This is a genomic window from Streptomyces longwoodensis, from assembly GCF_001514125.1.
In the GTDB taxonomy this organism is placed as follows: domain Bacteria; phylum Actinomycetota; class Actinomycetes; order Streptomycetales; family Streptomycetaceae; genus Streptomyces; species Streptomyces longwoodensis.
Genome location: NZ_KQ948551.1, coordinates 68,428 through 94,269, shown reverse-complemented (window position 1 = coordinate 94,269; position 25,842 = coordinate 68,428). Strand labels below are relative to the sequence as shown.

23 protein-coding genes are annotated in these 25,842 nt (G+C 72.8%); 15 read left to right on the top strand and 8 right to left on the bottom strand.

Annotation, left to right across the window (positions count from 1 at the left end; translation table 11 throughout):
* Window positions 1-61: 61 nt before the first annotated feature.
* Complete coding sequence (locus AQJ30_RS09420) at window positions 62-556, bottom strand: DUF3145 domain-containing protein (RefSeq protein WP_067231203.1); 495 nt, start codon at window positions 554-556, stop codon at window positions 62-64.
* A gap of 314 nt (window positions 557-870) precedes the next feature.
* Here AQJ30_RS09420 and AQJ30_RS09415 point away from each other — a divergent pair, with 314 nt between their 5' ends.
* From AQJ30_RS09415 to AQJ30_RS09405, 3 genes are all read left to right on the top strand, one after another.
* Window positions 871-1,761, top strand: coding sequence for an SGNH/GDSL hydrolase family protein (locus AQJ30_RS09415; RefSeq protein ID WP_067231200.1), 891 nt, complete (start codon window positions 871-873; stop codon window positions 1,759-1,761).
* A gap of 15 nt (window positions 1,762-1,776) precedes the next feature.
* Complete coding sequence (locus AQJ30_RS09410) at window positions 1,777-2,748, top strand: aldose epimerase family protein (protein WP_067231197.1); 972 nt, start codon at window positions 1,777-1,779, stop codon at window positions 2,746-2,748.
* Between the two features lie 361 nt (window positions 2,749-3,109).
* A complete protein-coding gene (locus AQJ30_RS09405) occupies window positions 3,110-4,390 on the top strand; it encodes a C15 family peptidase (RefSeq protein WP_107119539.1) in 1,281 nt (426 codons plus the stop codon).
* Between the two features lie 16 nt (window positions 4,391-4,406).
* Here AQJ30_RS09405 and AQJ30_RS09400 read toward each other — a convergent pair whose 3' ends face one another.
* On the bottom strand, window positions 4,407-5,210 hold the full coding sequence (locus tag AQJ30_RS09400) for an EI24 domain-containing protein (protein WP_067231195.1): 804 nt from the start codon (window positions 5,208-5,210) through the stop codon (window positions 4,407-4,409).
* Window positions 5,211-5,436: 226 nt separating this feature from the next.
* Here AQJ30_RS09400 and AQJ30_RS09395 point away from each other — a divergent pair, with 226 nt between their 5' ends.
* Entirely contained in the window at window positions 5,437-6,591 is a 1,155-nt protein-coding gene (locus AQJ30_RS09395; RefSeq protein ID WP_067231192.1) for a serine hydrolase domain-containing protein, read from the top strand.
* A gap of 57 nt (window positions 6,592-6,648) precedes the next feature.
* On the opposite strand, the gene AQJ30_RS09390 is transcribed toward AQJ30_RS09395, so the two are convergent.
* Together AQJ30_RS09390 and AQJ30_RS09385 are read right to left on the bottom strand one after the other, a co-directional pair.
* The gene (locus AQJ30_RS09390) at window positions 6,649-7,068 is read right to left on the bottom strand and encodes an organic hydroperoxide resistance protein (RefSeq protein WP_067231189.1); all 420 of its coding nucleotides are present in this window, start codon (window positions 7,066-7,068) and stop codon (window positions 6,649-6,651) included.
* Window positions 7,069-7,183: 115 nt separating this feature from the next.
* Window positions 7,184-8,182, bottom strand: a complete 999-nt coding sequence (locus AQJ30_RS09385) for an NADP-dependent oxidoreductase (protein WP_067231186.1) — start codon at window positions 8,180-8,182, stop codon at window positions 7,184-7,186.
* 89 nt (window positions 8,183-8,271) lie between these two features.
* On the opposite strand from AQJ30_RS09385, the gene AQJ30_RS09380 reads away from it, so the two are divergent.
* Window positions 8,272-8,709 carry a MarR family winged helix-turn-helix transcriptional regulator gene (locus tag AQJ30_RS09380; protein ID WP_067231184.1) on the top strand — a complete coding sequence of 146 codons (438 nt, stop codon included), beginning with the start codon at window positions 8,272-8,274 and terminating at the stop codon, window positions 8,707-8,709.
* Between the two features lie 161 nt (window positions 8,710-8,870).
* Window positions 8,871-10,691, top strand: a complete 1,821-nt coding sequence (locus AQJ30_RS09375; RefSeq protein WP_245726869.1) for an alkyl/aryl-sulfatase — start codon at window positions 8,871-8,873, stop codon at window positions 10,689-10,691.
* 30 nt (window positions 10,692-10,721) lie between these two features.
* On the opposite strand, the gene AQJ30_RS09370 is transcribed toward AQJ30_RS09375, so the two are convergent.
* Window positions 10,722-11,579, bottom strand: coding sequence for an SCO2400 family protein (locus AQJ30_RS09370; protein ID WP_067231181.1), 858 nt, complete (start codon window positions 11,577-11,579; stop codon window positions 10,722-10,724).
* Between the two features lie 273 nt (window positions 11,580-11,852).
* Between AQJ30_RS09370 and AQJ30_RS09365 the strand changes: the two genes are divergently transcribed.
* The 9 genes from AQJ30_RS09365 (at window position 11,853) to AQJ30_RS09325 (ending at window position 22,846) form a co-directional block, all read left to right on the top strand.
* Window positions 11,853-13,016: a mandelate racemase/muconate lactonizing enzyme family protein gene (locus tag AQJ30_RS09365; protein ID WP_067231178.1), complete on the top strand. Its 1,164-nt coding sequence runs from the start codon at window positions 11,853-11,855 to the stop codon at window positions 13,014-13,016.
* Window positions 13,013-14,017: a zinc-dependent alcohol dehydrogenase gene (locus AQJ30_RS09360; protein ID WP_067231175.1), complete on the top strand. Its 1,005-nt coding sequence runs from the start codon at window positions 13,013-13,015 to the stop codon at window positions 14,015-14,017. The genes AQJ30_RS09365 and AQJ30_RS09360 overlap by 4 nt, the downstream gene beginning before the upstream one ends.
* Window positions 14,018-14,121: 104 nt before the next feature.
* A complete protein-coding gene (locus AQJ30_RS09355) occupies window positions 14,122-15,099 on the top strand; it encodes a hypothetical protein (RefSeq protein ID WP_067231172.1) in 978 nt (325 codons plus the stop codon).
* A 112-nt stretch (window positions 15,100-15,211) separates the two neighbouring features.
* The gene (chvE, locus tag AQJ30_RS09350) at window positions 15,212-16,318 is read left to right on the top strand and encodes a multiple monosaccharide ABC transporter substrate-binding protein (RefSeq protein ID WP_067232582.1); all 1,107 of its coding nucleotides are present in this window, start codon (window positions 15,212-15,214) and stop codon (window positions 16,316-16,318) included.
* 50 nt (window positions 16,319-16,368) lie between these two features.
* A complete protein-coding gene (gene mmsA, locus AQJ30_RS09345) occupies window positions 16,369-17,919 on the top strand; it encodes a multiple monosaccharide ABC transporter ATP-binding protein (RefSeq protein ID WP_067231169.1) in 1,551 nt (516 codons plus the stop codon).
* Window positions 17,916-19,160, top strand: a complete 1,245-nt coding sequence (mmsB, locus tag AQJ30_RS09340) for a multiple monosaccharide ABC transporter permease (protein ID WP_067231167.1) — start codon at window positions 17,916-17,918, stop codon at window positions 19,158-19,160. Before mmsA ends, mmsB begins: the two co-directional genes overlap by 4 nt.
* A 52-nt stretch (window positions 19,161-19,212) precedes the next feature.
* Window positions 19,213-20,361 (top strand): aldose epimerase family protein, encoded by a 1,149-nt coding sequence (locus AQJ30_RS09335; protein ID WP_067231164.1) that lies wholly within the window; start codon window positions 19,213-19,215, stop codon window positions 20,359-20,361.
* Between the two features lie 138 nt (window positions 20,362-20,499).
* A complete protein-coding gene (locus tag AQJ30_RS09330; RefSeq protein ID WP_067231161.1) occupies window positions 20,500-22,140 on the top strand; it encodes a pyridoxal phosphate-dependent aminotransferase in 1,641 nt (546 codons plus the stop codon).
* 82 nt (window positions 22,141-22,222) lie between these two features.
* Complete coding sequence (locus AQJ30_RS09325) at window positions 22,223-22,846, top strand: hypothetical protein (protein ID WP_067232578.1); 624 nt, start codon at window positions 22,223-22,225, stop codon at window positions 22,844-22,846.
* A 13-nt stretch (window positions 22,847-22,859) separates the two neighbouring features.
* Here AQJ30_RS09325 and AQJ30_RS09320 read toward each other — a convergent pair whose 3' ends face one another.
* From AQJ30_RS09320 to arfA, 3 genes are all read right to left on the bottom strand, one after another.
* A complete protein-coding gene (locus AQJ30_RS09320) occupies window positions 22,860-23,516 on the bottom strand; it encodes a DUF4360 domain-containing protein (protein WP_067231158.1) in 657 nt (218 codons plus the stop codon).
* 211 nt (window positions 23,517-23,727) lie between these two features.
* Window positions 23,728-24,189 (bottom strand): RrF2 family transcriptional regulator, encoded by a 462-nt coding sequence (locus tag AQJ30_RS09315; RefSeq protein ID WP_067231156.1) that lies wholly within the window; start codon window positions 24,187-24,189, stop codon window positions 23,728-23,730.
* A gap of 36 nt (window positions 24,190-24,225) precedes the next feature.
* A complete protein-coding gene (gene arfA / locus AQJ30_RS09310; RefSeq protein ID WP_067231151.1) occupies window positions 24,226-25,746 on the bottom strand; it encodes an arabinosylfuranosidase ArfA in 1,521 nt (506 codons plus the stop codon).
* Window positions 25,747-25,842 lie beyond the last annotated feature (96 nt).

Sequence of the window (25,842 nt, the reverse complement as noted above, 5' to 3'; positions counted from 1 at the left end):
CGCAGCGGTGGGGGCCCTTCGGGGTGTCCGGGGTGTTCGAGGTGTCCGGGCTCGGGGTGGCTCAGACCACCTGGTGCAGCCAGCGGACCGGTGCGCCCTCGCCCGCGTAGCGGAAGGGCTCCAGTTCGTCGTCCCAGGGCTTGCCGAGGAGCTTGGCGATCTCGGCCTCCAGGTCCGTCTCACCGCGCTGGGAGCGCTGCAGGGCGGCGCGCAGCCGGTCCTCGGGGATGAGGATGTCGCCGTGGATGCCGGTGACGGCGTGGAAGATGCCGAGGTCGGGGGTGCAGCTGTAGCGCTCGCCCTCGGCGGTGGCGCGGGGCTCGGCGGTCACCTCGAAGCGCAGCAGGTGCCAGCCGCGCAGCGCGGAGGCCAGTTTGGAGGCGGTGCCGGCCTCGCCCTGCCAAGAGAACTCCGAGCGCCAGGTGCCGGGCGCGGCGGGCTGCCGGATCCAGTCGAGGTTGACGCGCGTGCCGAGCACCCCGGCGACGGCCCACTCGACGTGCGGGCACATCGCGCGCGGCGCGGAGTGCACGTACAGAACTCCACGTGTCGTCACCGGGACCTCCGGGCAGGCGGGTCGACTTGCAGGCGGGCACAGGGGCGGCGGCCGGACGGCCGCGTTGAGGGCGAGGCTACCGTGCGGCGGCGCAAGGAGTGTGACGTACCGTCGGTCCCGGTGCCGTGAAACGTCCGCCATTCACCCGGCAGGACGCCTGTACGGGTGGGATGCGCCGTGTCGTGCGGGGTGGTGCGCGCGTCCCGGGAACCCTCGCACGTTGTGAGGGGTGGACCGGTGCGCCGCCCGGGCGGGGTGGACGGGGGCACGGGCGGGCGGGAGCAGGAGTCGAGCAGCGAGGGGACCGGCGAGGGATGCGGATGCGAAGCCGACGGGTGCGGGCCGTGCTCGCGGTCACGACGGCGGCCGTGCTCGGCGTGGCGGGCTGTGACGCGATGGGCGGCGACGCGCACGGCACGTCGGGCACCCAGGCGCGCCGGGCGACGCCGACGGCGCCGGTGTGGGACGTGAGCCCGGCCTCGGTCGCCGCGGTCGGCGACTCCATCACGCGCGGCTTCGACGCCTGTACGGTCCTGCAGGACTGTCCGGCGGTGTCGTGGGCGACGGGCAGCGCCCCGGAGGTGAACAGCCTCGCGGTGCGGCTGCTGGGGCGGGCGAAGGCGGCGACGCACAGCTGGAACTACGCGGTGTCGGGGGCCCGGATGGCCGACCTGCCGGGCCAGATGGCGCAGGCGGCGGAGCGGCGGCCCGCGCTGGTGACGGTGATGGCCGGGGCCAACGACGCCTGCCGGGACTCGGCGGACGCGATGACGCCGGTGGCGGACTTCCGGACCGGTTTCCAGGAGGCGCTGCGCACGCTGCGGCGGACGGCGCCCAAGGCACAGGTGTACGTGGCGAGCGTGCCGAACCTGAAGCGGCTGTGGTCCGAGGGGCGCACCAACCCGCTGGGCAAGCAGATCTGGCGGCTGGGGATCTGCCCGTCGATGCTGGGCGACGCGGACGCGCTGGACGCGGCGGCGACCCGGCGGCGCGAGACGGTGCAGCGGCGGGTGGAGGACTACAACGCGGTGCTGCGGGAGGTCTGCGCGCAGGACGCCCGGTGCCGGTTCGACGGCGGGGCGGTCTACGCGTACCGGTTCGGCACCGACCAGTTGAGCCACTGGGACTGGTTCCACCCGAGCAGGAACGGCCAGGCGAGGCTCGCGGAGATCGCCTACCGCCAGGTCGTCGCCCGGGGCGCGTGACTTAGGGTTCCGCTCATGAGCGAACACTTCGGAACACTTTCCGATGGCACGGAGGTCCACCGCTGGACCCTGGAGCGGGCGGGCACCCGGGTGCGGGTGCTGTCGTACGGGGGGATCGTGCAGTCCGTGGAGGTCCCGGACCGGGACGGGCGGACGGCGAACGTGGTGCTGGGGTTCGCGGACCTGGACGGCTACCGGGACCATCCGGAGCCGTTCCTGGGCGCGTTGATCGGCCGGTACGCCAACCGGATCGCGCGGGCCCGCTTCGAGCTGGACGGTGTGCGGTACGCGCTGGAGCCCAACGGCCCGCCCAACTCGCTGCACGGCGGGTCGCGCGGCTTCGACAAGCGGGTGTGGGACGTCGAGCCGGTCGAGCACGGGCTGCGGCTGAGCCGGGTCAGCCCGCACGGCGAGGAGGGCTTCCCGGGCCGTCTGGAGGTCACGGCGACGTACACGCTGGACGCGTCGGGGGCGCTGCGGTTCGCGTACGAGGCGGTCACGGACGCGCCGACGGTGGTGAACCTGACCAACCACAGCTACTTCAACCTCGCGGGCAGCGGTACGGCGACCGGGCACGAGCTGCGCCTCGCGGCCTCCCGGTACACGCCGGTCGACGCCGACCTCATCCCCACGGGTGACCTCGCCCCGGTGGCGGACACCCGCTTCGACTTCCTGACGTCCCGCAAGCTCGGCGCGGGCTACGACCACAACTACGTGCTCGACAAGGGCGTCACGGCGGCCGCCGAGGAGGTGGCCGAGCTGCACGACCCGGCGTCCGGGCGGGTGCTGACGGTGGCGACGACCGAGCCGGGCCTGCAGCTGTACACCGGGGACCACCTGCCCGCGCCGTTCACGCCGGGCGAGGGCGTGGCCCTGGAGACGCAGCACTTCCCCGACTCCCCCAACCGGCCCGCCTTTCCGAGCACGGTGCTGCGGCCGGGCGAGGTGTACCGCTCGGAGACGGTGTACGGCTTCTCGGCGCGCTAGCGCGGCCTGGGGCCGGGTGGCCGCTGCCGGTCGCTGCCGGTCCCGGCCGGTTTCCTCCCCTCCCCTCCCCTCCCTTCCCCGGAACGGGAGGAGCCCCGGTCCGGGGTCAGGTCCGGGCCGGGGCTGCTCCTGGGGTGTCAGGTCCCTGGTCAGACGGTAATCCCCGGTGCCGGCCGGTGACCGGCGATCGGGCGGCCGGCCCGGATTCCGTACGAACCCTTCACAACCGCCCGGACCGTCCCGGCCCGCCCGTCGCCGCGGCCGTCGCGCCGGGGAGGCACCGTGGCGGGGGCCGCTTCCGTCACGGGATACTTCCGCCGTCCCGCACGCACCCCACTGCGACGGAAGGACCCCTCCCCCCATGGCCCTCGTACGCCTTCGCACCGGCGCCCTCGCCGTCGGGCTCACCCTGGCCACCGCCCTCACCACGCCGGCCGCCACCGCCACCGGGGCCACAGCCACCGGGGCCGCGCCCACCGTCGAGGAGCAGCGGCTCGACCGGACCGTGCCGCGGGAGATCCTGCTGCGGTCCGGGTTCGACGCCCTGGCCGAGCGGTTCGCCCGGCGGCTGGCGGACGCCGACTCCCCCGCGCGGGCCCGCCGGGTCGTCGTGCAGGAGGGGACGGCGCTGTGGCGGCGGGCCGTGGACCGGGCGCAGGGGCGCGGTCCGGCGGGCGGTGACCTGAGCCGGGACGACGACCGGCCGCTGTACTGGGCGCGGCTCGCGATGACCCGCCAGCTGCGCGCCTGGCAGCCCGGCTTCGCCCTGTCGGACGCCCGGCGGGCCGCGCTGCTGGACCAGTTGGAGCGCACTTCGCGGGGCCACACCGACGTGCGGCTGGACGGGGGCGGCAAGGGCGTCCGGCGGGTCCTGGTCACCGGGTTCGACCCGTTCACGCTGGACCGGGACGTGCGCACCTCCAACCCGTCCGGGGCGGCGGCCCTCGCGCTGGACGGCACGGTGATCCACACGGCGGCCGGGCCCGCCCGGGTCGAGACGGTCGTGTTCCCGGTGCGCTGGGAGGACTTCACGCGGGGCACGGTCGAGCGGGCGCTGCGCCCGTACCTGCCGCGGGCCGACCTCTTCGCCACGGTGAGCCAGGGCCGCGTCGGCCGCTTCGACGTCGAGCGGACCAACGGGGCCTGGCGGGGCGGCTCCCCGGACAACGAGAACACCGGCCGCGCGGAGACCGTCCCGGTCGGCGACCCGGCGTCCCAGCCGCAGTGGACGTCGACGACCCTGCCGTACCGGCCGGTCACGGCGGCGGACACGGGCCGCTTCCCGGTGTACGACAACACGAGCGTGACCGAGGTCCCCGCCGGGGGCACGGAGGCCGTGGTGCGCCCCGACGGCCCGACCCCGGGGTCGACGGCGCGCGCCGGGGGCGGCGGGAACTACCTCTCCAACGAGATCGCCTACCGGGTCACGCTGCTGCGCGACCGCCTCGGGCTGCACGACCGCCTGCCCGGCGGCCACCTGCACACCCCGGTCCTGCAGTTCGGCACCGGCAACACCGACCCGGCGACCGGCACGGTCACCGACCCGGAGTTCGTCCGCAACCGCCTCGACATCGTCGCCCAGGTCCGCTCGGTGCTGGCGGTGGCGGTGGCCGCCGGTGCGAGGGAGCGGGCGGGGGGCTGACGCCGGGGCCGGCCGGTCAGGCGGTGACGCCCTGGGCCGTCTGCTCGCCGTCGGTCCCGTCGCCGTCCGCGCGGTCCTCCTCGCCCAGCAGGTCGCGGGCCATCAGCGTGGCGCCCGCGACCGCGCCGGGCATCAGGAACACCGCGACGAACGGCACCACGAACGCCACCGCGAGCGGCGCGCCGAAGCCCCAGACCAAGGTCCGGCGGGAGCGCAGCAGCGCGAGCCGGGCCCGCAGTTCGACCCCGCGGCGCTGGAGGGCGACCGCGGTGAGCTCCTCGGTGAGGAAGAAGCCGGTGACGAAGAAGCCGATCACCGGCACCGCCGTCTGCCCGACGAACGGGACGAACCCGGCGGCGAACAGCAGCACGCCCCACAGCGCGGCCCGCACCACGATCCGCAGGCTGTCCCGCGCCGAGATCCACAGCTCGCGCCAGAGCGGCAGCCCCGACTCGGGCGCGGTCCCGTCGGGCGAGACGTCCCGGTCGACGGCCTCCGAGAGGCTCTCGTAGAAGGGCTGGCCGATCAGCAGGGTCACGGCGGTGAAGGTGACGACGGCGAGGAGCAGTCCGAGGGCGAACAGCACGGCGGTCAGGAGGCCGCGGAACACGCCGTCCCAGGGGCTGGACCAGTCGTCGGCGAACGGGGTCGCCCAGGTCACCACGTCCTCGCCCCACACGCCGAGCGCGACGAGCGCGCCGACGTAGAGGACCAGCGTGATCAGGCCCGGCAGCAGGCCGAACCCGTACTGCCTGCCGTGCCGGCCCACCCACTTCTGGCCCCGCAGGAGATAGCGGAGGCCCGCCCCGAGATCGCGCATGCCGGAACTCTATCGGGCGTTCGATCGCCTGTGCGGGCCCGTCGCGCGCTCCCCCCGGGCGCGGGGGCACACCCGTCCGGTCCTACGCCATCCGGGGCAGGGGCGACACCGACCGCCTGCCGCCGCAGTTGAGTCGAAGGGGTGCGCCCCGCCGTACCGATCTCCGGGGTACTGGCTGTGACGCAGGAGACACTGGCCCCCACGGGTCGTGGGTGAGGAGAGCGGGATGACGACGCAAGCGGTCCAGGGCACGGTCGCCGAGGGGTTCGAGGCGGTGCGCGAGGAGTTCGCCGCGTTCGTGGCGACGGAACGGCCGGACTACGAGGGCCAGCTGTGCGCGTACGTGCACGGCCGGCGGGTGGTGGACCTGTGGGCCGGCGAGGTGGCCGGGCCCGACGCGCTGTACGGGGTGTTCTCCTCCACCAAGGGCGCGGCCCACCTGGTGGTGGCGCTGCTGGTGCAGGACGGCACGCTGGAGCTGGACCGCAAGGTGACCTACTACTGGCCGGAGTTCGCGGCGGAGGGCAAGGGGCAGCTGACCCTGCGCGAGCTGCTGGCCCACCGGGCGGGCCTGATCGGCACCGACACCGGCTTCTCCCTGGCGGAGCTCGCCGACGACCGGCAGATCGCCGAACGCCTCGCGGACCAGCGGCCGTTCTGGCGTCCCGGCACGGCGTTCGGCTACCACGCCCTGGTGATCGGGGCGTTGACCGGCGAGGTGGTGCGCCGCGCCACGGGCCGCACGCTGCAGGAGGTGTACGAGGAGCGCGTCCGGGCCCCGCACGGGCTGGACTTCCACCTGGGCCTGGCGGCAGCCCACGAGCCGCGGTTCCGCCCGACGCAGCCGATGGAGCCCACGCCGAAGCAGCAGGCGCTGCTGGACGCGCTGCCGCAGGGGCCGCACACGCTGGCCGCGATCGCCTTCAACCGGCACGTCGAGGTCCCGACCGACCTGGAGCTGCTGCCCAACGACCCGGTGGTGCGGGCCAAGGGCCCGGCGTCGGCGGGCGGGGTGGCCTCCGCGCGCGGTCTGGCGGGCATGTACGCGGCCGCGCTCAGCGAGCTGGACGGCAAGGCGCCGCTGCTGAAGGAGGACACGGTGGCGGAGTTCGGCCAGATCCACGCGGCCGGCTACGACCTGGTGGCCCGCGGCCACAAGTCGTACGGCCTGGGCTTCCAGGCGACCGCCGACACCTGGCACCCGTTCCTGGGCGCCGGGTCGTTCGGGCACAGCGGCGCGGCCGGCAGCCAGGGCTTCGCCGACCCGCGCAGCGGTCTGGCCTACGGCTACACCCGGCGCCGGTTCGCCTTCCCGGGCGGCGCGGCCCCGGAGAACGGGCGCCTGGTCAAGGCCGTCCACAAGGCGGCCCTGGCCCGGTGAGCGGCCCCGTCGCCGGGTGGGCCGGGGCGGGTCGGTGCGACCGCGCCCCGGCATCCGTCAGCCGAGGGTGACGGTGATGTTCCCGCGGGTCGCCCGGGAGTAGGGGCAGACCTCGTGGGCCTTCTTCACCAGGGCCGCCGCCGTCTCGGCGTCGACGCCCGGGATGTCGGCCGAGATCCGCACGAGGAGCCCGAAGCCCTCCTCGTTCCGGCCGATGCCGACCCGCGCGGTGACCGTGGAGCCGGAGACGTCGGCGCCCTCCTGCCGGGCGACGACGGCGAGCGCGCCCTGGAAGCAGGCGCTGTACCCGGCGGCGAACAGCTGCTCCGGGTTGGTCCCGGCGCCGCTGCCGCCCATCTCGACGGGCGGGTTGACGACGACGTCGAGCCTGCCGTCGTCCGTGGCGACCCGGCCGTCGCGGCCGTTCTCGGCGGTGGCGACGGCGGTGTACAGGACGTCGGACTCGGTGAGGGGCATGCGGGTGTCCTTCGCGTCGGTCCGCCGCGACTCGCGCCCACGATCGCCGACGGATTTCGGAAAGAAGTTACCGCAATCCGGAAACCCTAGGGAAGATCCGGGGGCCCGGGACGCCCTACAGCTTGACGATCATCTTCCCGGTGTTGTCGCCGCGCAGGACGCCGAGGAACGCCTCGAGGTTGTGCTCGATGCCCTCGACCACGGTCTCGCGGTACTTGAGCGCCCCCGAGGCCACCCAGGGGCCCACCTCGGCGACGAACTGCGGCTGGAGGTCGTAGTGGTCGCCCACCAGGAAGCCCTCGATCCGGCCCCGCGTCTGGATCAGCCGGGCGAGGTTGCGCGGGCCGGGGGCGGGCTCGGTGTTGTTGTAGACCGAGATCATGCCGCAGACGGCGATCCGGCCGCCCTGGTTCAGCGAGCCGATGGCCGCCTCCAGGTGGTCGCCGCCGACGTTGTCGAAGTAGACGTCCACGCCGTCGGGCGCGGCGGCCCGCAGCTGCTCGCCCACCGGCCCGTTCTTGTAGTTGAACGCGGCGTCGAAGCCGTACTCCTCGACCAGCAGCTCGACCTTCTCGTCGGAGCCCGCCGACCCGATGACCCGGGAGGCGCCCTTGAGCTTGGCGATCTGCCCCACCTGGCTGCCGACGGCGCCGGCCGCGCCGGAGACGAAGACCGCGTCGCCCTCCGCGAAGGCGGCGGTGCGCAGCAGGCCGGCGTAGGCGGTGAGGCCGGTCATGCCGAGGACGCCGAGGTAGGCGGACAGGGGCGCGGCAGCCGGGTCGACCTTGACGGCGTTCTCCGCGCGGAGGACGGCGTACTCGCGCCAGCCGAGGAAGTGCAGGACGTGGTCGCCGACCGCGAAACCCTCGGCGTTGGAGGCGACGACCTCGCCGACGGCGCCGCCCTGCATGGCCTTGCCGAGCTCGAAGGGGGCGACGTAGGACTTGGCGGCCGACATCCTTCCGCGCATGTACGGGTCCACCGAGAGGTAGGCGTTCCGTACCAGCACCTGACCCTCGCCCGGGGTGGGGACCTCGGCCTCGACCAGGGCGAAGTCCTCGGGCTTCGGCCAGCCGACGGGGCGGCTGAGCAGGTGCCATTCGCGGTTGATCATGGGTGGAGCCCTTCCATTTAGTTCAGTACCTGAAACAACCATGCGACTGAATATTTCAGGATGTCAAGCAAACGGGTACCCTGGTGGACATGGCCACACCCCACCGGACGCGCCGCCCCGACCCCGTGAGCCTGGAGGTCGTCGAGCTGATCGCCGAGGTCGTCGCCCGCTACCACGCGGACTACGAGGAGGCGGCGGCCGAGCACGCCCTCACCGGCGCCCAGGCCAAGCTGCTCGGCCTGCTCTCGCTGGAGCCGCTGCCGATGCGCAAGCTGGCCCACCGGCTCAAGTGCGAGCCGTCCAACGTCACCGGGATCGTCGACCGCCTGGAGGCGCGGGGCCTGGTCGAGCGCCGCCCCGACCCGGCGGACCGGCGCGTCAAGCTCGCCGCCGCCACGGACGACGGCCGCCGCGTGGCCCGCGAGCTGCGCGAGTCCCTGCGCTTCGCCCGCGAGCCCCTGGCCGCCCTGGCCGACGACGAACGCCTCGCCCTGCGCGACCTGTTGAGCCGCATGCTGGAGGCCTGAGGCGAGCACGCCCGCCACTTCCCCGGCGCTTTCAGGGGGACGAGGCTCCGGCGGTCACCCGTACGGTCCACTCCCGGCGGGCGGGCCCCCCGGGCGCCACCCAGGATGGCGGTACCGGGCACGCGCCGCCCCCGGCGTGCCCTCCCCGACCTGGAGGTCCCGTGGTGAGCACCGCCGACAGCGCTCCCGACTTCGCCGACCGCACCGACTTCGAGGACGCCGACCGGGGCCTGGTGGCCGGACCCGCGCACCCGCACATCACGGCGGAGGACGGGCGGGTGGTCTGGGACTTCGGGGCGACCGCGTTCCTGCGGGAGGACTGCCCGGACACGGCGAACCCGAGCCTGTGGCGCCAGTCCCAGCTGTGCGCCCGCGCCGGGCTGTACGAGGTGACCGGGGGCGTCTACCAGATCCGGGGCTTCGACCTGTCCAACATGACCCTGATCGAGGGCCGGCACGGCGTCGTGGTGGTCGACCCGCTCGTGTCACGGGAGTGCGCCGCCGCGGGGATCGCCCTCTACCGGGCCCACCGGGGCGAACGGCCGGTGACCGCGGTGCTGTTCACCCACTCCCACATCGACCACTTCGGCGGCACGCTGGGCGTCATCGGCCCCGACGACGACGTGCCGATCGTCGCCCCCGCGGGCTTCATGGAGAACTCCGTCGCCGAGAACGTCTACGCCGGCACCGCGATGCTCCGCCGCGGCATGTACCACACCGGCGGCGAACTGGAGCCCGGCCCGCGCGGCCTGATCGGCGTCGGCCTCGGCTTCGCCGCCTCCCACGGCCTGCCCAGCCTCCTGCCGCCCACCCTGGACGTCACCCGCACCGGCCAGGAGGAACGCCTGGACGGCGTCCTGTTCCGCTTCCAGCTCACCCCGGGCACCGAGGCCCCCTCCGAGCTGAACTTCCACCTCCCCGAGCTGCGCGCCCTGTGCATGGCCGAGAACGCCACCCACAACCTGCACAACATCCTGACCCTGCGCGGCGCCCTGGTCCGCGACGCCCGGATGTGGTCGCGCTACCTCACCGAGGCCATCGACCTGTTCGCCGCCGACTCCGACGTCCTGTTCGCCTCCCACCACTGGCCCACCTGGGGCACCGAGCGCCTCACCGCCTTCCTGTCCGAACAGCGCGACCTCTACGGCTACCTCCACGACCAGACCCTGCGCCTGCTCAACCAGGGCCACACCGGCACCGAGATCGCCGAGCTGATCGAGCTGCCGCCACGCCTCGCCCGGGCCTGGCACACCCGCGGCTACTACGGCTCGGTCAGCCACAACGTCAAGGCGATCTACCAGCGCTACATGGGCTGGTACGACGGCCACCCGGCCTCCCTGTGGGAGCACCCGCCCACCGCGTCCGCCGAGCGCTACGTCGACTGCATGGGCGGCATCGACTCCGTCCTGGCCAAGGCCCGCTCCTACGTGGACGCCGGTGACCTGCGCTTCGCCGCCCAGCTCCTCAAGCACGCCACCTTCGCCGCCCCCGACGACGCCCGGGCCAGGGAACTGCTCGCCGAGACCTTCGAACGCCTCGGACACGGCGCCGAGTGCGGCACCTGGCGCAACAACTACCTCATGGGCGCCCAGGAGTTGCGCACCGGCGTCCGGCCCGTCCCCATCGCCGCCACCAGCATGGCCACCGCGCTCTCCGTCGACCAGGTCTTCGACTCCCTCGCCATCCGCGTCAACGGCCCCCGGGCGTGGGACCACACCCTGACCGTGCTGTGGCGGTTCACCGACCTCGACCGGACCCACCGGACGAGCCTGCGCAACGGCGTCCTCGTCCACCACCCCGTCACCGGCACCCCCGCGGGCGGCGCCGACCTCACGGTCACCCTGACCGAGCCCCAGCTCCTGGCCGCGCTCACCGGGCAGGGCCTCGACGGCATCGACCACACCGGCGACCCGGCCGTCCTCAGCACCCTGATGTCCGTCCTCGACGAACCCGATCCCGGCTTCGCCATCGTGACTCCCTGAGGCCCCGGGCCGGTTACGGATGCCGTGGGGCTACGTGCACCACCACAGGAAGCGGTCGCAGGACTTCGTCGGGGACGGGGACGGTTTCGGGGTGGGGTCCGCGGTGGTCGGTGCGGTGGTGGGGGTGGGGTCGGGGGCGGGGTCCGTGCCCTGCTCCGGGTCCGTGCCGGGGGTGTCCGGGACCGTGCCGGGGGCCGTCGCCGACTGGGGGTCCGGGGCGGTGCTGCCGGACGGGGACGCCGACGCACTGGCCGACGCGGAGGGCGAGGCCGACGTGGAGGCGGAGGCGGAGGTGCTCGGGGAGGCCGAGGGGCCGTCGGTGCCGCGGGGGCCGTCCTCGGGGTGGTCCGAGCCGCCCGGGGACGGGCCGGCGCCGTCGGTCAGTTCCGCCGACTCGCCGCCGGCCGCCGCCGGGTCGGACGAGGAGAAACCCGGGGCGTCGATGCCGAGTTCCGCGAGGCTCAGGCCCCCGGCCGCGAGGACGAACCCGGCCACGACCAGCACCGTGCGGCGGCGGCGCCTGCGGTGCACGGCGGCTTTGCGGTCGCGACGGCTGAGCCGGGCGGACGCGCTCTCGGGGGGCTCCTCCGCCGTGCCGGGCAGCGCGGGGGCGGGCGCGGTCGCGGGGGGCTCCTCGAAGGCGGCGTCCCCGGGTGCGGTCTCCTCGGGGGCGGGCCGCTGGTGCGGGACGCGCACGACGGGCGCCGTGGGCTCGGGGGCGGGGCCGGCCGGGTGGGCCTGCCCCTCGTACGCCTGGCCCTGGTACGCCTGGCCCGCGTACCCCTCGGGCGCCCGCGCGTACGCGTGGGTCCGGTCGGCGGGGGCGCCGCAGCCCGGGCAGGCGAGGGCGCCGTTCAGGTGCCGTCGGCACGGGGTGCAGTAGTCCATGACGCCGGAAGACTAAGTTCCCGGAGGGTGACGTTCCTAGGGTCGCCTGTGAAAGTTGTGTGGGAGAGCGGCCGTTCAGGTGCAGGAACGGGTGCGAGCCACCCCCCAAGCCGCAGGGAACCACCAACCGGCCCGAAAGCCGCCGTCGAAACTGTCGAAACCGTTCTGCGTTCTCTGCGTTCGACCCATTGACACTCCCGGCACCCCGTCCTTACTGTCACGCCAGCATTTCGAACGTGTGACGAAATCTCGAACAGCTGAGGGGCAATCACCGTGCGCATCACCGGAATCAGCACCCACGTGGTGGGAACGCCGTGGCGGAACCTGACCTACGTCCAGGTGCACACCGACGAGGGCATCACGGGAGTCGGTGAGACCCGGATGCTGGGCCACACCGACGCGCTGATCGGCTACCTCCGGGAGGCCGAGGCCAACCACATTCTCGGCTCGGACCCGTTCGCCGTGGAAGACCTCGTGCGCCGGATGAAGTACGGCGACTACGGCCGCGCGGGTGAGATCGTGATGTCCGGCATCGCCGTCGTCGAGATGGCCTGCTGGGACATCAAGGGCAAGGCCCTGGGCGTGCCGGTGTGGCAGCTGCTCGGCGGGAAGGTCCGCGACAAGGTCAAGGCGTACGCCAACGGCTGGTACACCACCGAGCGGACCCCGGAGGCGTACCACAAGGCCGCGCAAGGGGTCATGGAGCGCGGGTACCGGGCGCTGAAGATCGACCCGTTCGGCACCGGGCACTTCGAGCTGGACCACGAGGAGACGCTGTACGCCGTCTCCCTCATCGAGGCCGTGCGCGACGCCATCGGGCCGGACGCCGAGCTGATGCTGGAGATGCACGGCCGCTTCTCCCCCGCCACCGCCGTCCGGCTGGCCAAGGAGATGGCGCCGTTCAAGCCGGCCTGGCTGGAGGAGCCGGTGCCGCCGGAGAACCTCAAGGCGCTGGAGAAGGTCGCCGCCAAGGTGGACCTGCCGGTCGCGACCGGTGAGCGCATCCACGACCGGATCGAGTTCCGCGAGCTGTTCGACAGCCAGTCCGTGGACATCATCCAGCCCGACGTCGGCCACCTCGGCGGCATCTGGGAGACGCGCAAGCTGGCCGCCACCGCCGAGACCCACTACGTGCTGGTCGCACCGCACAACGTGGGCGGGTCCGTGCTGACCGCCGCCTCCCTCCAGGTCGGTTTCACCGCGCCGAACTTCAAGATCCTGGAACACTTCAACGACTTCGCGGACGCCGAGATCAAGAAGGTGGTCAAGGGCGCCCCGCAGGTCGACCCGGAGGACGGCTGCTTCCACCTGTCCGACGCCCCGGGCCTCGGCGTCGAGCTGGACGTCGACGCGGCGGCCGAGTTCCCGCAGCAGCAGGCCCGGTTCGACCTGTGGGCCGAGGGCTGGGAGCAGCGCAAGCCGAAGGCCGGCCGGTGAGCACGGCGGTCGTCGTCGAGGCACCCGGCGCGCACCGGCTCGTCCCGCACGAGCCGCGCCGTCCGGAGCCCGGCGAGGCCCTGGTCCGGGTGCACGCGGTCGGCATCTGCGGCAGCGACCGTGAGCTGTACCAGGGCAACCGGCCCGAGGGGTACGTCCGTTACCCGCTCACCCCCGGCCACGAGTGGTCGGGCACGGTGGAGGCGGTCGGCGCGGGGGTGCCGGGTGCGCTGGTGGGCCGCAAGGTCGTCGGCGAGGGCTTCCGCAACTGCCAGGTCTGCGACCGCTGTCACGCGGGCGAGACCACGCTGTGCACGGACGGGTACGAGGAGACCGGGTTCACCCAGCCGGGGGCGATGGCCCCGACGCTCACGCTGCCGGCCCGGCTGCTGCACGTCCTGCCGGACGACGCGGACCTGACCGCGGCCGCCCTGCTGGAGCCCGCCGCCTGCGTCGCGGCCGCCGCGGTGAAGGCCCGCGCCCTGCCGGGCGAGCGGGTCGGCGTGGTGGGCACGGGCACGCTCGGGATGTTCGCCGTGCAGTTCCTGAAGGCGGGCTCGCCGGCCGAGCTGCTGGTGGTGGGCACCCGCCGGGACCGGGAGGAGCTGTCCAGGCGGTTTGGGGCGAGCGACTTCCGCACCCGGGACGAGGAGCTGCCCCACGACCTGGACGTGGTGATCGAGACGGCCGGGTCGGCGTCGGCCGCCCGCACCGCCGCCTCCCTGCTGCGCCGTGGCGGCCGGCTGGTGCTGACCGGCATCCCCGCGCCGGGCGCGGACGGGCTGGACCCGACCGACCTCGTCGTACGGCAGCTGGAGGTGCACTCCGTCTTCGGGGCGCCGCCGGACGCCTGGTCGCACACGGTGCGGGTGTTCGGCGCCGGGCTGCTCGATCCGCTGCCGCTGGTCACCCACGAGCTGCCGCTCGCCGGCTTCACCGAGGCGATCGAGCTGGTCGGGTCCGGCGATCCCACGGTGGGCAAGGTGCTGCTCCGCCCGTAGACGTGCGCCGGGGCGACCCGGCGGTTTCCGTACCGGCGCACCCCGAGCCCCCCACGCCTTGAGCCGCGAACTCCGTCCGACATCTCGAACACTAAGGACAGCTTGTGACCGACGCTTCCGCCACGGCAGCCCGCAGGCCCGGTGAGCAGGCCCTCGCCGCGCTCGGCCTGGGCGCGCCCGCCCTCGACCCCTCCGACGCCTCCGCCCACTCCTTCCCCGGCGGCGGCCGCTGGCGCACCGAGATCCCCTCGTGCGAGGGGCCCGAGGCGCTGGCCGTCGTCCTGAAGGAGTCCTCGCGGCTGGACGTGCCGATCCACCGGATCAGCCAGGGCAGCGGGGTGTGGATGCTGACCGACGCCGAGATCACCGAGATGGTCGAGGCGACGGCCGCGCGGGACATCGAGCTCTGCCTGTTCACCGGCCCGCGCGGCACCTGGGACATCGGCGGCTCGGTGCGCAGCGACTCGCGGGGGGCCGGTCTGCGCGCCCGTGGCCACGACGCCGTGGCCGGCTGCGTGGAGGACGCCCTGCGCGCCACCGAACTGGGCGTCAAGTGCCTGCTGGTGGCCGACGAGGGCGTGCTGTGGACGCTGCACCGGGCCCGCGAGGCGGGCATCCTCCCGGCCGACACCACGCTGAAGGTGTCGGCGCTCATCGGGCCCGTGAACCCCGCGAGTTACGCGGTGTACGAGCGGCTCGGCGCCGACTCCGTCAACGTGCCCAGTGACCTGACGCTGGACCACCTCACGGAGATCCGGCGGGTGTCGGCCGCCCCGATGGACATGTACATCGAGGCCCCGGACGACCTGGGCGGCTACGTGCGGATGTACGAGGTCGCCGAGCTGATCCGGCGCGGCGCCCCGCTCTACCTGAAGTTCGGCCTGTCCAAGGCGCCCGGCATCTACCCGTGGGGCACCCACCTGCGGGACGTGACCCTGGACACCGCCCGTGAGCGGGTGCGGCGCGGCCGGCTCGCCCTGGACCTGCTCGCCCGGCACGGCGCGGACGCCGACATGGCGCCGCTCGGCTCCCGTTCGCCGGGGACCCTGAACCGGTTCCCCACCGGGAACGCCACCGACTGACCGACGCGGCAGCGGGCCCCCCGGGACCGCTCGCGCCGCTCCCCCGCCCTCCGGGGCACCTCCGCCGACCCCGCCAGCCATCTCGACGAAGAGAAGAACAGGGACGATGACCATGCGCACTCGCAGAAGCGCCCTCGCCGCCATAGCCGGAGCCGCCTCCCTCGCGCTCACCCTGACCGCGTGCGGTCAGAGCGGGGAGGGCGGCAGCAAGGAGGACAAGGACTCCGGCAAGGGCGGCACCATCGGCATCGCGATGCCGACGAAGTCCTCCGAGCGCTGGATCGCCGACGGCAACAACGTCGTCAAGAACCTCCAGGCCAAGGGCTACAAGACCAAGCTGGTCTTCGGCGAGGACGACCCCGACCAGCAGGTCTCGCAGATCGAGAACCTGATCACCCAGGGCGTCAAGGCGCTGATCGTCGCCGCCATCGACAACAAGTCGCTGAACAACGTCCTGCAGCAGGCCAAGGACGCGGACATCCCGGTCATCGCCTACGACCGCCTCATCCTGGGCACGCCCAACGTCGACTACTACGCGTCGTTCGACAACGAGAAGGTCGGCGAGCTCCAGGCCAACTACATCGTCGACAAGCTGGGCCTGAAGAGCGGCAAGGGCCCCTTCAACATCGAGCTGTTCGCCGGCTCCAACGACGACAACAACACCAAGTACTTCTTCAACGGCGCGATGACCGTGCTCAAGCCGTACATCGACAGCAAGAAGCTGGTGGTGCGCTCCGGGCAGACGCAGCTCAACCAGGTCACCACCCTGCGCTGGGACGGCGCCACCGCGCAGCGCCGCATGGACGACATCCTCACCAAGTCGTACAAGAGCGAGAAGGTCGACGCGGTGCTCTCGCCGTACGACGGCATCTCCATCGGCATCCTGTCCGCGCTGAAGTCGGACAACTACGGCTCCGCGAACAAGCCGCTGCCGGTGGTCACCGGCCAGGACGCCGAGCTGGCCTCGGTGAAGTCGATCATCGCGGGCGACCAGACCCAGACCGTCTACAAGGACCTGCGCGAACTGGCCAAGGTCGCCGCGAACATGGTCGACGCGGTGCTCAACGACAAGAAGCCCGAGGTCAACGACACCAAGACCTACGACAACGGCAGCAAGGTCGTCCCGGCGTACCTGCTGGAGCCGGTCAGCGTCGACAAGACGAACTACGAGAAGGTCCTGGTCGGCGGCGGGTTCTACACGGCCGGTCAGCTCAAGTAGCGGACCCGGCCCCAGCAACCGTCGAACCTCACGGATTGGAAGGCACGACCATGGCGGGACCCGTCCTGGAAATGCGCTCGATCGTCAAGACCTTTCCCGGTGTCAAGGCGCTGTCGGACGTCACGCTCACCGTCCGGCAGGGCGAGGTCCACGCCATCTGCGGGGAGAACGGCGCCGGCAAGTCCACCTTGATGAAGGTGCTCTCCGGCGTCCATCCGCACGGCACCTACGAGGGCGAGATCCTCTTCGAGGGGGAGGTCTGCCGCTTCCGGGACATCCGGGCGAGCGAGCAGCACGGCATCGTGATCATCCACCAGGAGCTCGCCCTGGTGCCGTACCTCTCCCTGGCGGAGAACATCTTCCTCGGCAACGAACACGCCCGGGGCGGGCTCATCGACTGGAACCGGACCCTGCGGCACGCCTCGGAGCTGCTGCGCCGGGTGGGGCTCGCGGACCACCCGGAGACCCGCGTCGCCGACATCGGCGTGGGCAAGCAGCAGCTGGTGGAGATCGCCAAGGCGCTGTCCAAGAAGGTCAAGCTGCTCATCCTGGACGAGCCGACGGCCGCGCTGAACGACGAGGACAGCGGCAAACTCCTGGACCTGATCCTGGAGTTGAAGAAGCAGGGCATCACCTCGATCATCATCTCCCACAAGCTGAACGAGATCCGCAGGGTCGCCGACTCGGTGACGATCCTGCGCGACGGGCGGACCATCGAGACGCTCGACGTGACGGCGCCGGAGACGACCGAGGACCGCATCATCAGCGGCATGGTGGGCCGCGACCTCGACCACCGCTTCCCGGAGCGCACCCCGCACCGGGCCGAGGAGGGCGCGGCGCCGGCGCTGGAGATCCGCAACTGGACCGTGCTGCACCCGATCGACCAGCAGCGCAGGGTGGTCGACGACGTGTCGGTCCACGTGCGGCGCGGGGAGATCGTCGGCATCGCGGGCCTGATGGGCGCCGGCCGCACCGAACTCGCGATGAACGTCTTCGGGCGGGCCTACGGCCGGTACGCGGGCGGCACGGTCCTCAAGGACGGCCGGGAGATCCGCACCCGGACCGTGTCCGAGGCGGTCCGGCACGGCATCGCCTACGTCACCGAGGACCGCAAGCACTACGGCCTCAACCTCATCGACACGATCAACCGCAACATCTCGCTGACGGCGCTGGACAAGGTGGCCCGGCACGGGGTCGTCGACGAGCACGAGGAACGCCAGGTCGCCGAGGGCTACCGCACCTCCATGAACATCAAGGCGCCGACCGTCTTCGAGCCGGTGGGCAAGCTGTCCGGCGGCAACCAGCAGAAGGTCGTCCTCAGCAAGTGGATCTTCGCGGGTCCCGACGTGCTGATCCTGGACGAGCCGACGCGGGGCATCGACGTGGGCGCCAAGTTCGAGATCTACACGGTCATCGACCAACTGGCCGCCCAGGGCAAGGCGGTCGTCTTCATCTCCTCCGAGCTGCCCGAGCTGCTCGGCATGTGCGACCGCATCTACACCATGGCCGCCGGGCGGCTGACCGGCGAGGTCCCGCGGGCCGAGGCCACGCAGGAAGTGCTGATGCGCCAGATGACGAAGGACAAAGAGGTAACGCGATGAGCACCGATGTGACCGACAAGAGCCCGGCCGCCGCCCCGCCGGGCAAGGGCGGCGGCGCGGCGGGCGACGGCCTGCTCCGGCTGGTGCTGGACGGCCTGCGCCGCAACATGCGGCAGTACGGCATGCTGCTCGCGCTCGGCCTGATCGTCGCCGTCTTCGCGGTGTGGACCGACGGCGACCTGCTGCTGCCGCGCAACGTCTCCAACCTGGTCCTGCAGAACAGCTACGTGCTGGTCCTGGCGATCGGCATGATGCTGGTGATCATCGCCGGGCACATCGACCTGTCGGTCGGCTCGGTCACGGCGTTCGTGGGCGCCTTCGCGGCCGTGCTGACCGTCGAGCACCACGTGCCCTGGCCGGTGGCGGTGGTGCTGTGCCTGGCCGCCGGGGCCCTGGCGGGCGCGGCGCAGGGCTTCTTCATCGCCTACCTCGGCATACCGTCGTTCATCGTCACCCTGGCCGGCATGCTGATCTTCCGCGGCTTCACGGAGATCCTGCTCCAGGGCCAGACCCTCGGCCCGTTCCCCGACGGCCTGCAGAAGATCGGCAACGGCTTCCTGCCGGAGGCCGGCCCGAGCACCAACTACCACAACATCACCCTGCTGCTGGGCCTCGCGCTGATCGTGTTCGTGGTGGTGCAGGAGTTCCGGGACCGCAAGCGCCAGCAGGAGTTCTCGCTGGACGTGGTGCCGCGCAACATCTTCCTGCTGAAGCTGGTGGCGATCGTCGCGGCGATCCTCGTGGTGACGATGCTGCTGGCCAGCTACAAGGGCGCGCCGATCGTGCTGCTGGTCCTCGGCGCGCTGGTCGTGGGCTACGGCTACGTGATGCGCAACTCGGTGTTCGGACGGCACATCTACGCGATCGGCGGCAACCTGCCGGCGGCCAAGCTGTCCGGCGTGAAGGACAAGAAGGTCACCTTCTTCGTCTTCCTGAACATGGGCGCGCTCGCGGCCCTGGCGGGTCTGGCGATCGCCGCCCGGCTGAACGCGGCCTCCCCGAAGGCGGGCCTGAACTACGAACTCGAGGCGATCGCCTCGGCGTTCATCGGTGGCGCGTCCATGAGCGGCGGTGTGGGCACCGTCCTCGGCGCGATCATCGGCGGTCTCGTCCTCGGTGTGCTGAACAACGGCATGAACCTCCTCAGCGTCGGTACCGACTGGCAGCAGGTGATCAAGGGCTTCGCCCTGCTCGCGGCGGTCGGCTTCGACGTGTGGAACAAGCGCAAGTCCGGTTCGTAAGTCAGCTGGGCCCCACCGGACGGTGGGGCCCCTTCCCTTCCGGGAGCCGCACATGGAACTGAACAGACGCACGGTCATCGCGGGCGCCGCGGCCGCGGGGGTGGCCGCCACCGCACTCGGCGGCACGGCCCGAGCCGCCACGGGCAGGGGCCCGGTCAAGGAGCTCTTCGGCACTCTCGCGGACGGCACCAAGGTCCACCGCTGGTCCCTCCAGAACGGCGGCACCCGCCTGAAGGTGCTGTCCTACGGCGGGATCGTGCAGTCCCTGGAGATCCCCGACAAGCACGGCCGCTACGCCAACGTCTCCGCGGGCTTCGCCGCCCTGGAGGACTACGTCGCGAGCAGCCCGTACTTCGGTGCGCTGATCGGCCGCTACGGCAACCGCATCGGCAAGGGCCGGTTCACCCTGGACGGCACGGCGTACCAGCTGTCCGTGAACGACGGCGAGAACAGCCTGCACGGCGGGGCCAAGGGCTTCGACAAGCGGGTGTGGGACGTCGAGCCGTTCACCCACGGCTCGGACGTCGGGCTGCACCTGTACTACACCAGCGTCGACGGCGAGATGGGCTACCCCGGCACGCTGCGCACGAAGGTCACCTACACGCTGAACCGGCACGGCGACTGGCGCATCGACTACACGGCCACCACCGACAGGGCCACGGTCGTCAACCTCACCAACCACACGTACTGGAACCTCGCGGGTGAGGGCAGCGGCAGCATCGAGGACCACGAACTGACCATCGCCGCCTCCCGCTTCACGCCGACCGACGCGGGCCTGATCCCCACCGGCGAGCTGGCCGGGGTCGCCGGCACGCCCTTCGACTTCCGCCGGGCCAAGCCGGTCGGCCGGGACATCCGCGCCGGCCACGAGCAGCAGGTGCTGGCCAAGGGCTTCGACCACAACTGGGTCCTGGACAAGGGCGTCACGGCCACCCCGGTGCACGTGGCGACGCTGCGCGACCCGCGCTCCGGCCGCACCCTGAGGATCGCCACCGACCAGCCGGGGCTGCAGTTCTACTCCGGCAACTTCCTCGACGGCACGCTGACCGGGACCAGCGGGCGCACCTACCGGCAGGGCGACGCGCTCTGCCTGGAGACGCAGCACTTCCCGGACTCGCCGAACCAGCCGTCGTTCCCGTCGACCGTGCTGCGGCCGGGGCAGACGTACCGGACGTCGACGGTGCACACCTTCGGCCGCTGACCGCGCGCCGTCCGACCGCGGGTTGAACACGGCTCCACCCGCGTCCGTATGGAAGGGCGGCCCGCGCTCCCCCGCGCGGGCCGCCCACACACGACGGGCCCGGCCCTCCCCACCGGGCCCGCCTCATACGGAGGTTCGATGGCCGACAACGTCACCTCGTTGTTCCGCAGCACGGCGGCGCACAGCCCGTCGATGGCGGCGCTGACCCGCGAGGGCGGCGACGGAGCCGGCCCGGTGGACTTCTGCATCCCCTGCAACCCGTACTTCCCCACCCCGGCGATGTTCGAGGAGATGGCCGCGCGGCTGCGGGACATCGTCACGTACTACCCGAGCAGCGCCGACACCATCACGGCCGAGCTGTGCACCCTGCTGCAACTGCCCCCGCAGGCCGTGGCGATGGGCAACGGCTCGACCGAGCTGATCACCTGGATCGACCACCTGCTGGTCCGGGAGTCCCTCGCGGTCCCGGTGCCCACGTTCGGGCGGTGGACCGACCAGCCGATGGAGACCGGCAAGCGCGTCGACATGTTCCCGCTCCAGGAGTCCAGCGGCTTCGCCCTGGACCTCGCCGCGTACGCCGAGTTCATCCGGGCCCGCGGGACGCGCGTCGCGGTGGTCTGCAACCCGAACAACCCCGACGGCGGGTTCCTGCACCGGCACGCGCTCGTGCAGTTCATGGACGCGATGGCCGACCTGGACCTCATCGTGATCGACGAGTCGTTCCTGGAGTTCGCGGACGCGGAGGCCGAGCCCAGCGTCGTGCAGGAGGCGATGCTGCGGCCCAACGTGATCGTGCTGCGCAGCCTCGGCAAGAACTTCGGCCTGCACGGCATCCGTTTCGGTTACCTGGTCGCCAACCCGGCGCTGGCCGGGCGGGTGCGGTCCATGCTGCCCAAGTGGAACCTCAACTCCTTCGCCGAGCACGTGGTGTTCATGCTGAGGGAACACGGCGAGGAGTACGCCCTGAGCCTCCAGCAGGTGCGGCGGGACCGGCTGGACATGGCCTCGCAGCTGTCGGCGCTGCCGGGGCTGACCGTGTACCCCTCGCAGGGCAACTTCCTCTTCGTACGGCTGCCCGTCGGGGCGGAGGGCACGGTCGTGCGGGACCGCCTGCTGACCGAGCACCGGATCCTGGTGCGGGAGTGCGGCAACAAGATCGGTTCGTCCAGCCGCTTCCTGCGGCTCGTGGTGCGCCCCCAGGTGGACGTGCGTCGCCTGGTGTCCGGCCTGGAACAGGTGCTCTACGGGACCAGGAGGGGAGCCGCCGTGCCCGAGCCGGGGGCCGTGACCGGCTACAGCTCGGGCACGGCGGCGGTGGACCGGCTGGTGGGCGCGACGAACGGGGCGGGGGTGCGGGGGCTGGCGGCGCAGGCGATGGCCACGCCGGCTCCGTCTCCGGCGTCGGCTCCGGCGTCGGCTCCGGCGTCGGCTCCGCTGCCGGCCGCCGCGTCGCACGGCGCGGGCGTGCCGCTGCCCGCGGCGGCCGCCGCGCAGTCGTACCCGCAACCGGTGGCGGCATCCATACCAGCACCAGCACCGATACCGGCCCAGATACCGACCCCCGCTCCTCCCCCGATCCCGGCGCCGATGCCGCAGCCGGTCGCGGCGCCCGTGCCCCCGATGGCCCCGGCCGCCGCGATGCCGGCGGGCCCCACGCCGCCCGGTGTCCCGGCGCGGGGCGGCCTGACGGCGGCGCAGGTCCGCGGCACGAACGGCCTCACCCCGGCCCCGGCGACGGGCTGGCCGAACGCGGGGGCGTGGCCCGCGGCGGCGGGCTGACGGTGCGGCGGGCGGGGATCATGGACGCGTGAACAGGTGGACGAGGAAGACGGGGCCGGGCGGGCAGCCGGAGCACGGTCCCCTGCCCGAGCTGACGGAGTACCAGCGGACCCTGCGGGACCGGCTGCTCGCTGCACCCGTGGTGCCCGCGCCCGACCCCTGGCAGCCGGTCTTCGAGCACACCCGCGGCGCCGCCGTCGGCGGTCTGCTCGGGATCGGCTTCGCGACGCACCCCGACAGCGGCCGTGACCTGGTGATGGTCGTCTCCTCCGCCGGTCACGGCCTCTTCGACGCCGTCACCGGGGACCGGATCGCCAGGGAGCGCGACCCCGACCCCGAGGACAGCACCCCCGACGCGGTGCCCGACCTGTCCTGCCCGGGGCTCGGACCGGTCGCCGGGAGCCGGGTGCGCATCGCGGGGCTCTTCGGCGGCGGGCTGCACACCACCACCGGGGACGGCTGGACCCTGGAGGTCGTCACCCCGGCCTGGCCGCACGAACGCGTCCTGCTGTCCCGCGACGGCGGACTGCCCCACGCCGGCCCGCACGCGGAGCAGTGGTGGCACGTCCACCACTGCTCGTACTCCACGTTCCGCGCGGCGGGTTTCTCGCCCTCGGGACGGACCCTGGCCGTGGCGACGAGCAGCGACCTGGTCCTGTGGAGGCGCGAGCCGGACGACGGGAGCGGGCCGGTCCGCGCGGCGTAGGTGCGCGCGCCCGTCACGTGCGCGGCGGGCACTCCTTCCACGCCAGGTGGTAGACCGTGCTGATGTCCCCGTCCGTCGAGTCCATCGTCATGAAGCTGACCTTGCCCGGTGACTGGCTGCCCGCCGTCACGCGGAGTTCCGTGTTGATGTTGAAGTTGCGCTGGACCCCGCAGGGGGCCCAGACCAGCTGGGCCCAGTCGGTGGTGTCCGTGGCCTGCCAGTTGTCGTTGAGGGCGCCGGTGAAGGTGTGGCTCTTGTACGCCGTCTGCGAGGAGCCCTGGAAGTAGTACGAGGCCCGTTGCAGGCCGGTCGCGCCGGGCTGGAGTGCGGCGAAGCCGCGGTAGTCGGCGCTGGCGACGGCGTAGGTGAAGCCCTGGGGGACGTGGACGACCAGGTTGAGCTGGCAGTTGCGGCGGAAGGCGGTCGGGTCGGAGGTACCGCCGGCCTGCGCGAGGTAGTCGCTGTAGGTGACGGTGAAGGCGGTGTTGTCCTCGGAGACGGCGACGGCGGTGGTACCCGCGGGACAGCCGGAGCCGTTCACGGTGGCGAGGTTGATGACGATCTTGTCCGGGGGCGGGTCGTCGAACACCGGCGACGACGGGTTCGCGGGTGTCACGGCCGTGGCGAGCAGGGCGGCGGTCGCGCCGCTCAGCAGGAGTCCGGCAGGCATGGCCCCTCCAGGGGGTGGGAGTGGGGGGTGGACCTCTCGCCCGGCGGCCTGTGGAGGACGTGTGTGCTTCCTGTGGAGGCCGGGGCGTTGGCATCGTAGGAAGGGCCCCGCACCCCGGTCAGGGGGAACTCAAGCCATTCGCTTCCCGCCTTTCACATCCCAACTCCGTTGAAAACGAAGTGAGTTGGGGGCTGAATGCCCCGCGCGTGGGTCAGGGGTTCTCCCAGGCCGCCGGTTCCGCGGCCAGGGCACGGACCGGCTCCGGGAGGGCGTCCGCCGCGATGTCGGCGACGGTGACGCCCTCCAGGATGCGGCGCACGTTGGCGCGCAGCGCGATCCACAGCGGGAGCAGCGGCTCGGCCGAGCCGGCGTAGGACAGGCCGGTGGGGCGGACCCCGCGCACGGACACGATGGGCCCGTCGACGGCGCGGATGACGTCGGCGACCGTGATCGCCTCGGCGGCCCGGGCCAGCCGGTAGCCGCCCCCGCCGCCGCGCCGGCTGTCGACGACACCGGCGCGGCGCAGGTCGCCGAGGATCCCCTCGAGGAACTTGTGCGGGATGTCCTGCGCGGCGGCGATCGACTCCGCCTTCACCGGGTCGCCCCCGCCCTGCCGTACGGCGAGCTCCAGTACCGCCCGCACCGCGTAGTCCGCCCGTGCCGAGATCCTCATGCGCCCATTGTGGGGCAGCGGTGCGGCCGCCCCGCGTCAGGCCAGCCGGATCACGTTCCAGGACAGGGGCTCCAGCGTGGCGGTGAGCGTGCCGTCGGCCACCGCCGTGCCCGTCACCTCGTGCGGGACGACCCGCCCCGGTTCGGTGAGCGTGTTGCGGGCGTCCGGGTCGGCGTCGGCGAGCGCGCTGTGCCCGGTGACCCGGGTGACGCCGAGCCGGCCGAGGGCGACCTCCAGCGGCAGCGGCGCCGTACGGTCCCGGTTGACCGCGAACACGGTCACCGAGCCGTCCTCGGCCCGCACGGCCGTGGCGTGCAGCAGGTCGGCCTCGCCGTACTTGCGCGTCTCGTACGTCGGGGAGTCCACCCGTACGTCCAGGACCTGGCCGCGGCCGTGGCGGGCCGCCTGGGCGAAGGGGAAGAACGTCGTCTGGCGCCAGGCGGGGCCGCCCGGCTCGGTCATGATCGGGGCGATCACGTTGACGAGCTGCGCGAGGCAGGCCACCGCGACCCGGTCGGCGTGCCGGAGCAGGGCGATCAGCAGCGAGCCGAGGACGACGGCGTCGGTCACGCTGTACCGGTCCTCCAGCAGCCGGGGCGCCTCGGGCCAGTCGTCCCGCGCGAACTCCTGGGACCGCGCCTCCCACTCGGGCAGGTACCAGACGTTCCACTCGTCGAAGGAGAGGGTGATCCTCTTCTCCGACTTCAGTCGGGCGCCCACGTGGTCGGCGGTCGCCACGACGCGGGCGATGAAGGCCTCCATGTCGACGGCGGAGGCGAGGAAGGAGTCCACGTCGCCGTCCTCGGGCCAGTAGTAGGCGTGCAGGGAGATGTGGTCGACGAGGTCGTACGTCTCCTCCAGGACCGTCGCCTCCCACGCGGCGAAGGTCGGCATGGCCTGGCTGGAGGAGCCGCAGGCGACGAGTTCGACGCCGGGGTCGAGCTGGCGCATCGCGCGGGCGGTCTCGGCGGCGAGGCGGCCGTACTCCCGTGCCGTCTTGTGGCCGGTCTGCCAGGGGCCGTCCATCTCGTTGCCGAGGCACCACAGCCGGATGCCGTAGGGGTCCTCGTCGCCGTGGGCGATCCTCAGGTCCGACAGGGCGGTGCCGCCGGTGTGGTTGGCGTACTCCAGGAGCTGGAGCGCCTCGGCCACCCCGCGGGTGCCGAGGTTGACGGCCATCATCGGCTCCGCCCCGGGGCCGAGCCTGCGCAGGAAGCCCATGTACTCGGACAGGCCGAAGCGGTTGGTCTCGGTGGAGTGCCAGGCCGGGTCCAGGCGGCGCGGGCGGGAGGCGGCGGGGCCGACGGAGTCCTCCCAGCGGTAGCCGGAGACGAAGTTGCCGCCCGGGTAGCGGATCGTGGTGACACCGAGTTCGCGCACCAGCTCCAGGACATCCTGGCGCAGGCCCTGGTCGTCGGCGGTGGGGTGGCCCGGTTCGAAGATCCCGGTGTAGACGCAGCGGCCGAGGTGCTCGACGAAGGACCCGAAGAGCCGGGGGCCGGCCGTGCCGACGGTGAAGGCGGGGTCGAGGGTGAAGCGGGCGGGGCGGTGGCTCATGGGGACCTTCCGGGACACGGGGCGCGGCCCTCGGGTGCGGTTGCCGTCCCCTTCTCCTGACTGTTCGACATATCGGATCACGCTCGTGGCTTCGAA

Bases quoted from the DNA above. Each gene is read 5' to 3' on its own strand.
- AQJ30_RS09380 (WP_067231184.1), top strand. From the start codon at position 8,272: ATGGCCACACCCCACCGGACGCGCCGCCCCGACCCCGTGAGCCTGGAG.
- AQJ30_RS09415 (WP_067231200.1), top strand. From the start codon at position 871: ATGCGGATGCGAAGCCGACGGGTGCGGGCCGTGCTCGCGGTCACGACG.
- mmsB (WP_067231167.1), top strand. From the start codon at position 17,916: ATGAGCACCGATGTGACCGACAAGAGCCCGGCCGCCGCCCCGCCGGGC.
- arfA (WP_067231151.1), bottom strand. From the start codon at position 25,746: ATGAGCCACCGCCCCGCCCGCTTCACCCTCGACCCCGCCTTCACCGTC.
- mmsA (WP_067231169.1), top strand. From the start codon at position 16,369: ATGGCGGGACCCGTCCTGGAAATGCGCTCGATCGTCAAGACCTTTCCC.
- AQJ30_RS09385 (WP_067231186.1), bottom strand. From the start codon at position 8,182: ATGATCAACCGCGAATGGCACCTGCTCAGCCGCCCCGTCGGCTGGCCG.
- AQJ30_RS09335 (WP_067231164.1), top strand. From the start codon at position 19,213: ATGGAACTGAACAGACGCACGGTCATCGCGGGCGCCGCGGCCGCGGGG.
- AQJ30_RS09405 (WP_107119539.1), top strand. From the start codon at position 3,110: ATGGCCCTCGTACGCCTTCGCACCGGCGCCCTCGCCGTCGGGCTCACC.
- AQJ30_RS09410 (WP_067231197.1), top strand. From the start codon at position 1,777: ATGAGCGAACACTTCGGAACACTTTCCGATGGCACGGAGGTCCACCGC.
- AQJ30_RS09370 (WP_067231181.1), bottom strand. From the start codon at position 11,579: ATGGACTACTGCACCCCGTGCCGACGGCACCTGAACGGCGCCCTCGCC.
- AQJ30_RS09400 (WP_067231195.1), bottom strand. From the start codon at position 5,210: ATGCGCGATCTCGGGGCGGGCCTCCGCTATCTCCTGCGGGGCCAGAAG.
- AQJ30_RS09320 (WP_067231158.1), bottom strand. From the start codon at position 23,516: ATGCCTGCCGGACTCCTGCTGAGCGGCGCGACCGCCGCCCTGCTCGCC.
- AQJ30_RS09390 (WP_067231189.1), bottom strand. From the start codon at position 7,068: ATGCCCCTCACCGAGTCCGACGTCCTGTACACCGCCGTCGCCACCGCC.
- AQJ30_RS09330 (WP_067231161.1), top strand. From the start codon at position 20,500: ATGGCCGACAACGTCACCTCGTTGTTCCGCAGCACGGCGGCGCACAGC.
- AQJ30_RS09315 (WP_067231156.1), bottom strand. From the start codon at position 24,189: ATGAGGATCTCGGCACGGGCGGACTACGCGGTGCGGGCGGTACTGGAG.
- AQJ30_RS09395 (WP_067231192.1), top strand. From the start codon at position 5,437: ATGACGACGCAAGCGGTCCAGGGCACGGTCGCCGAGGGGTTCGAGGCG.
- chvE (WP_067232582.1), top strand. From the start codon at position 15,212: ATGCGCACTCGCAGAAGCGCCCTCGCCGCCATAGCCGGAGCCGCCTCC.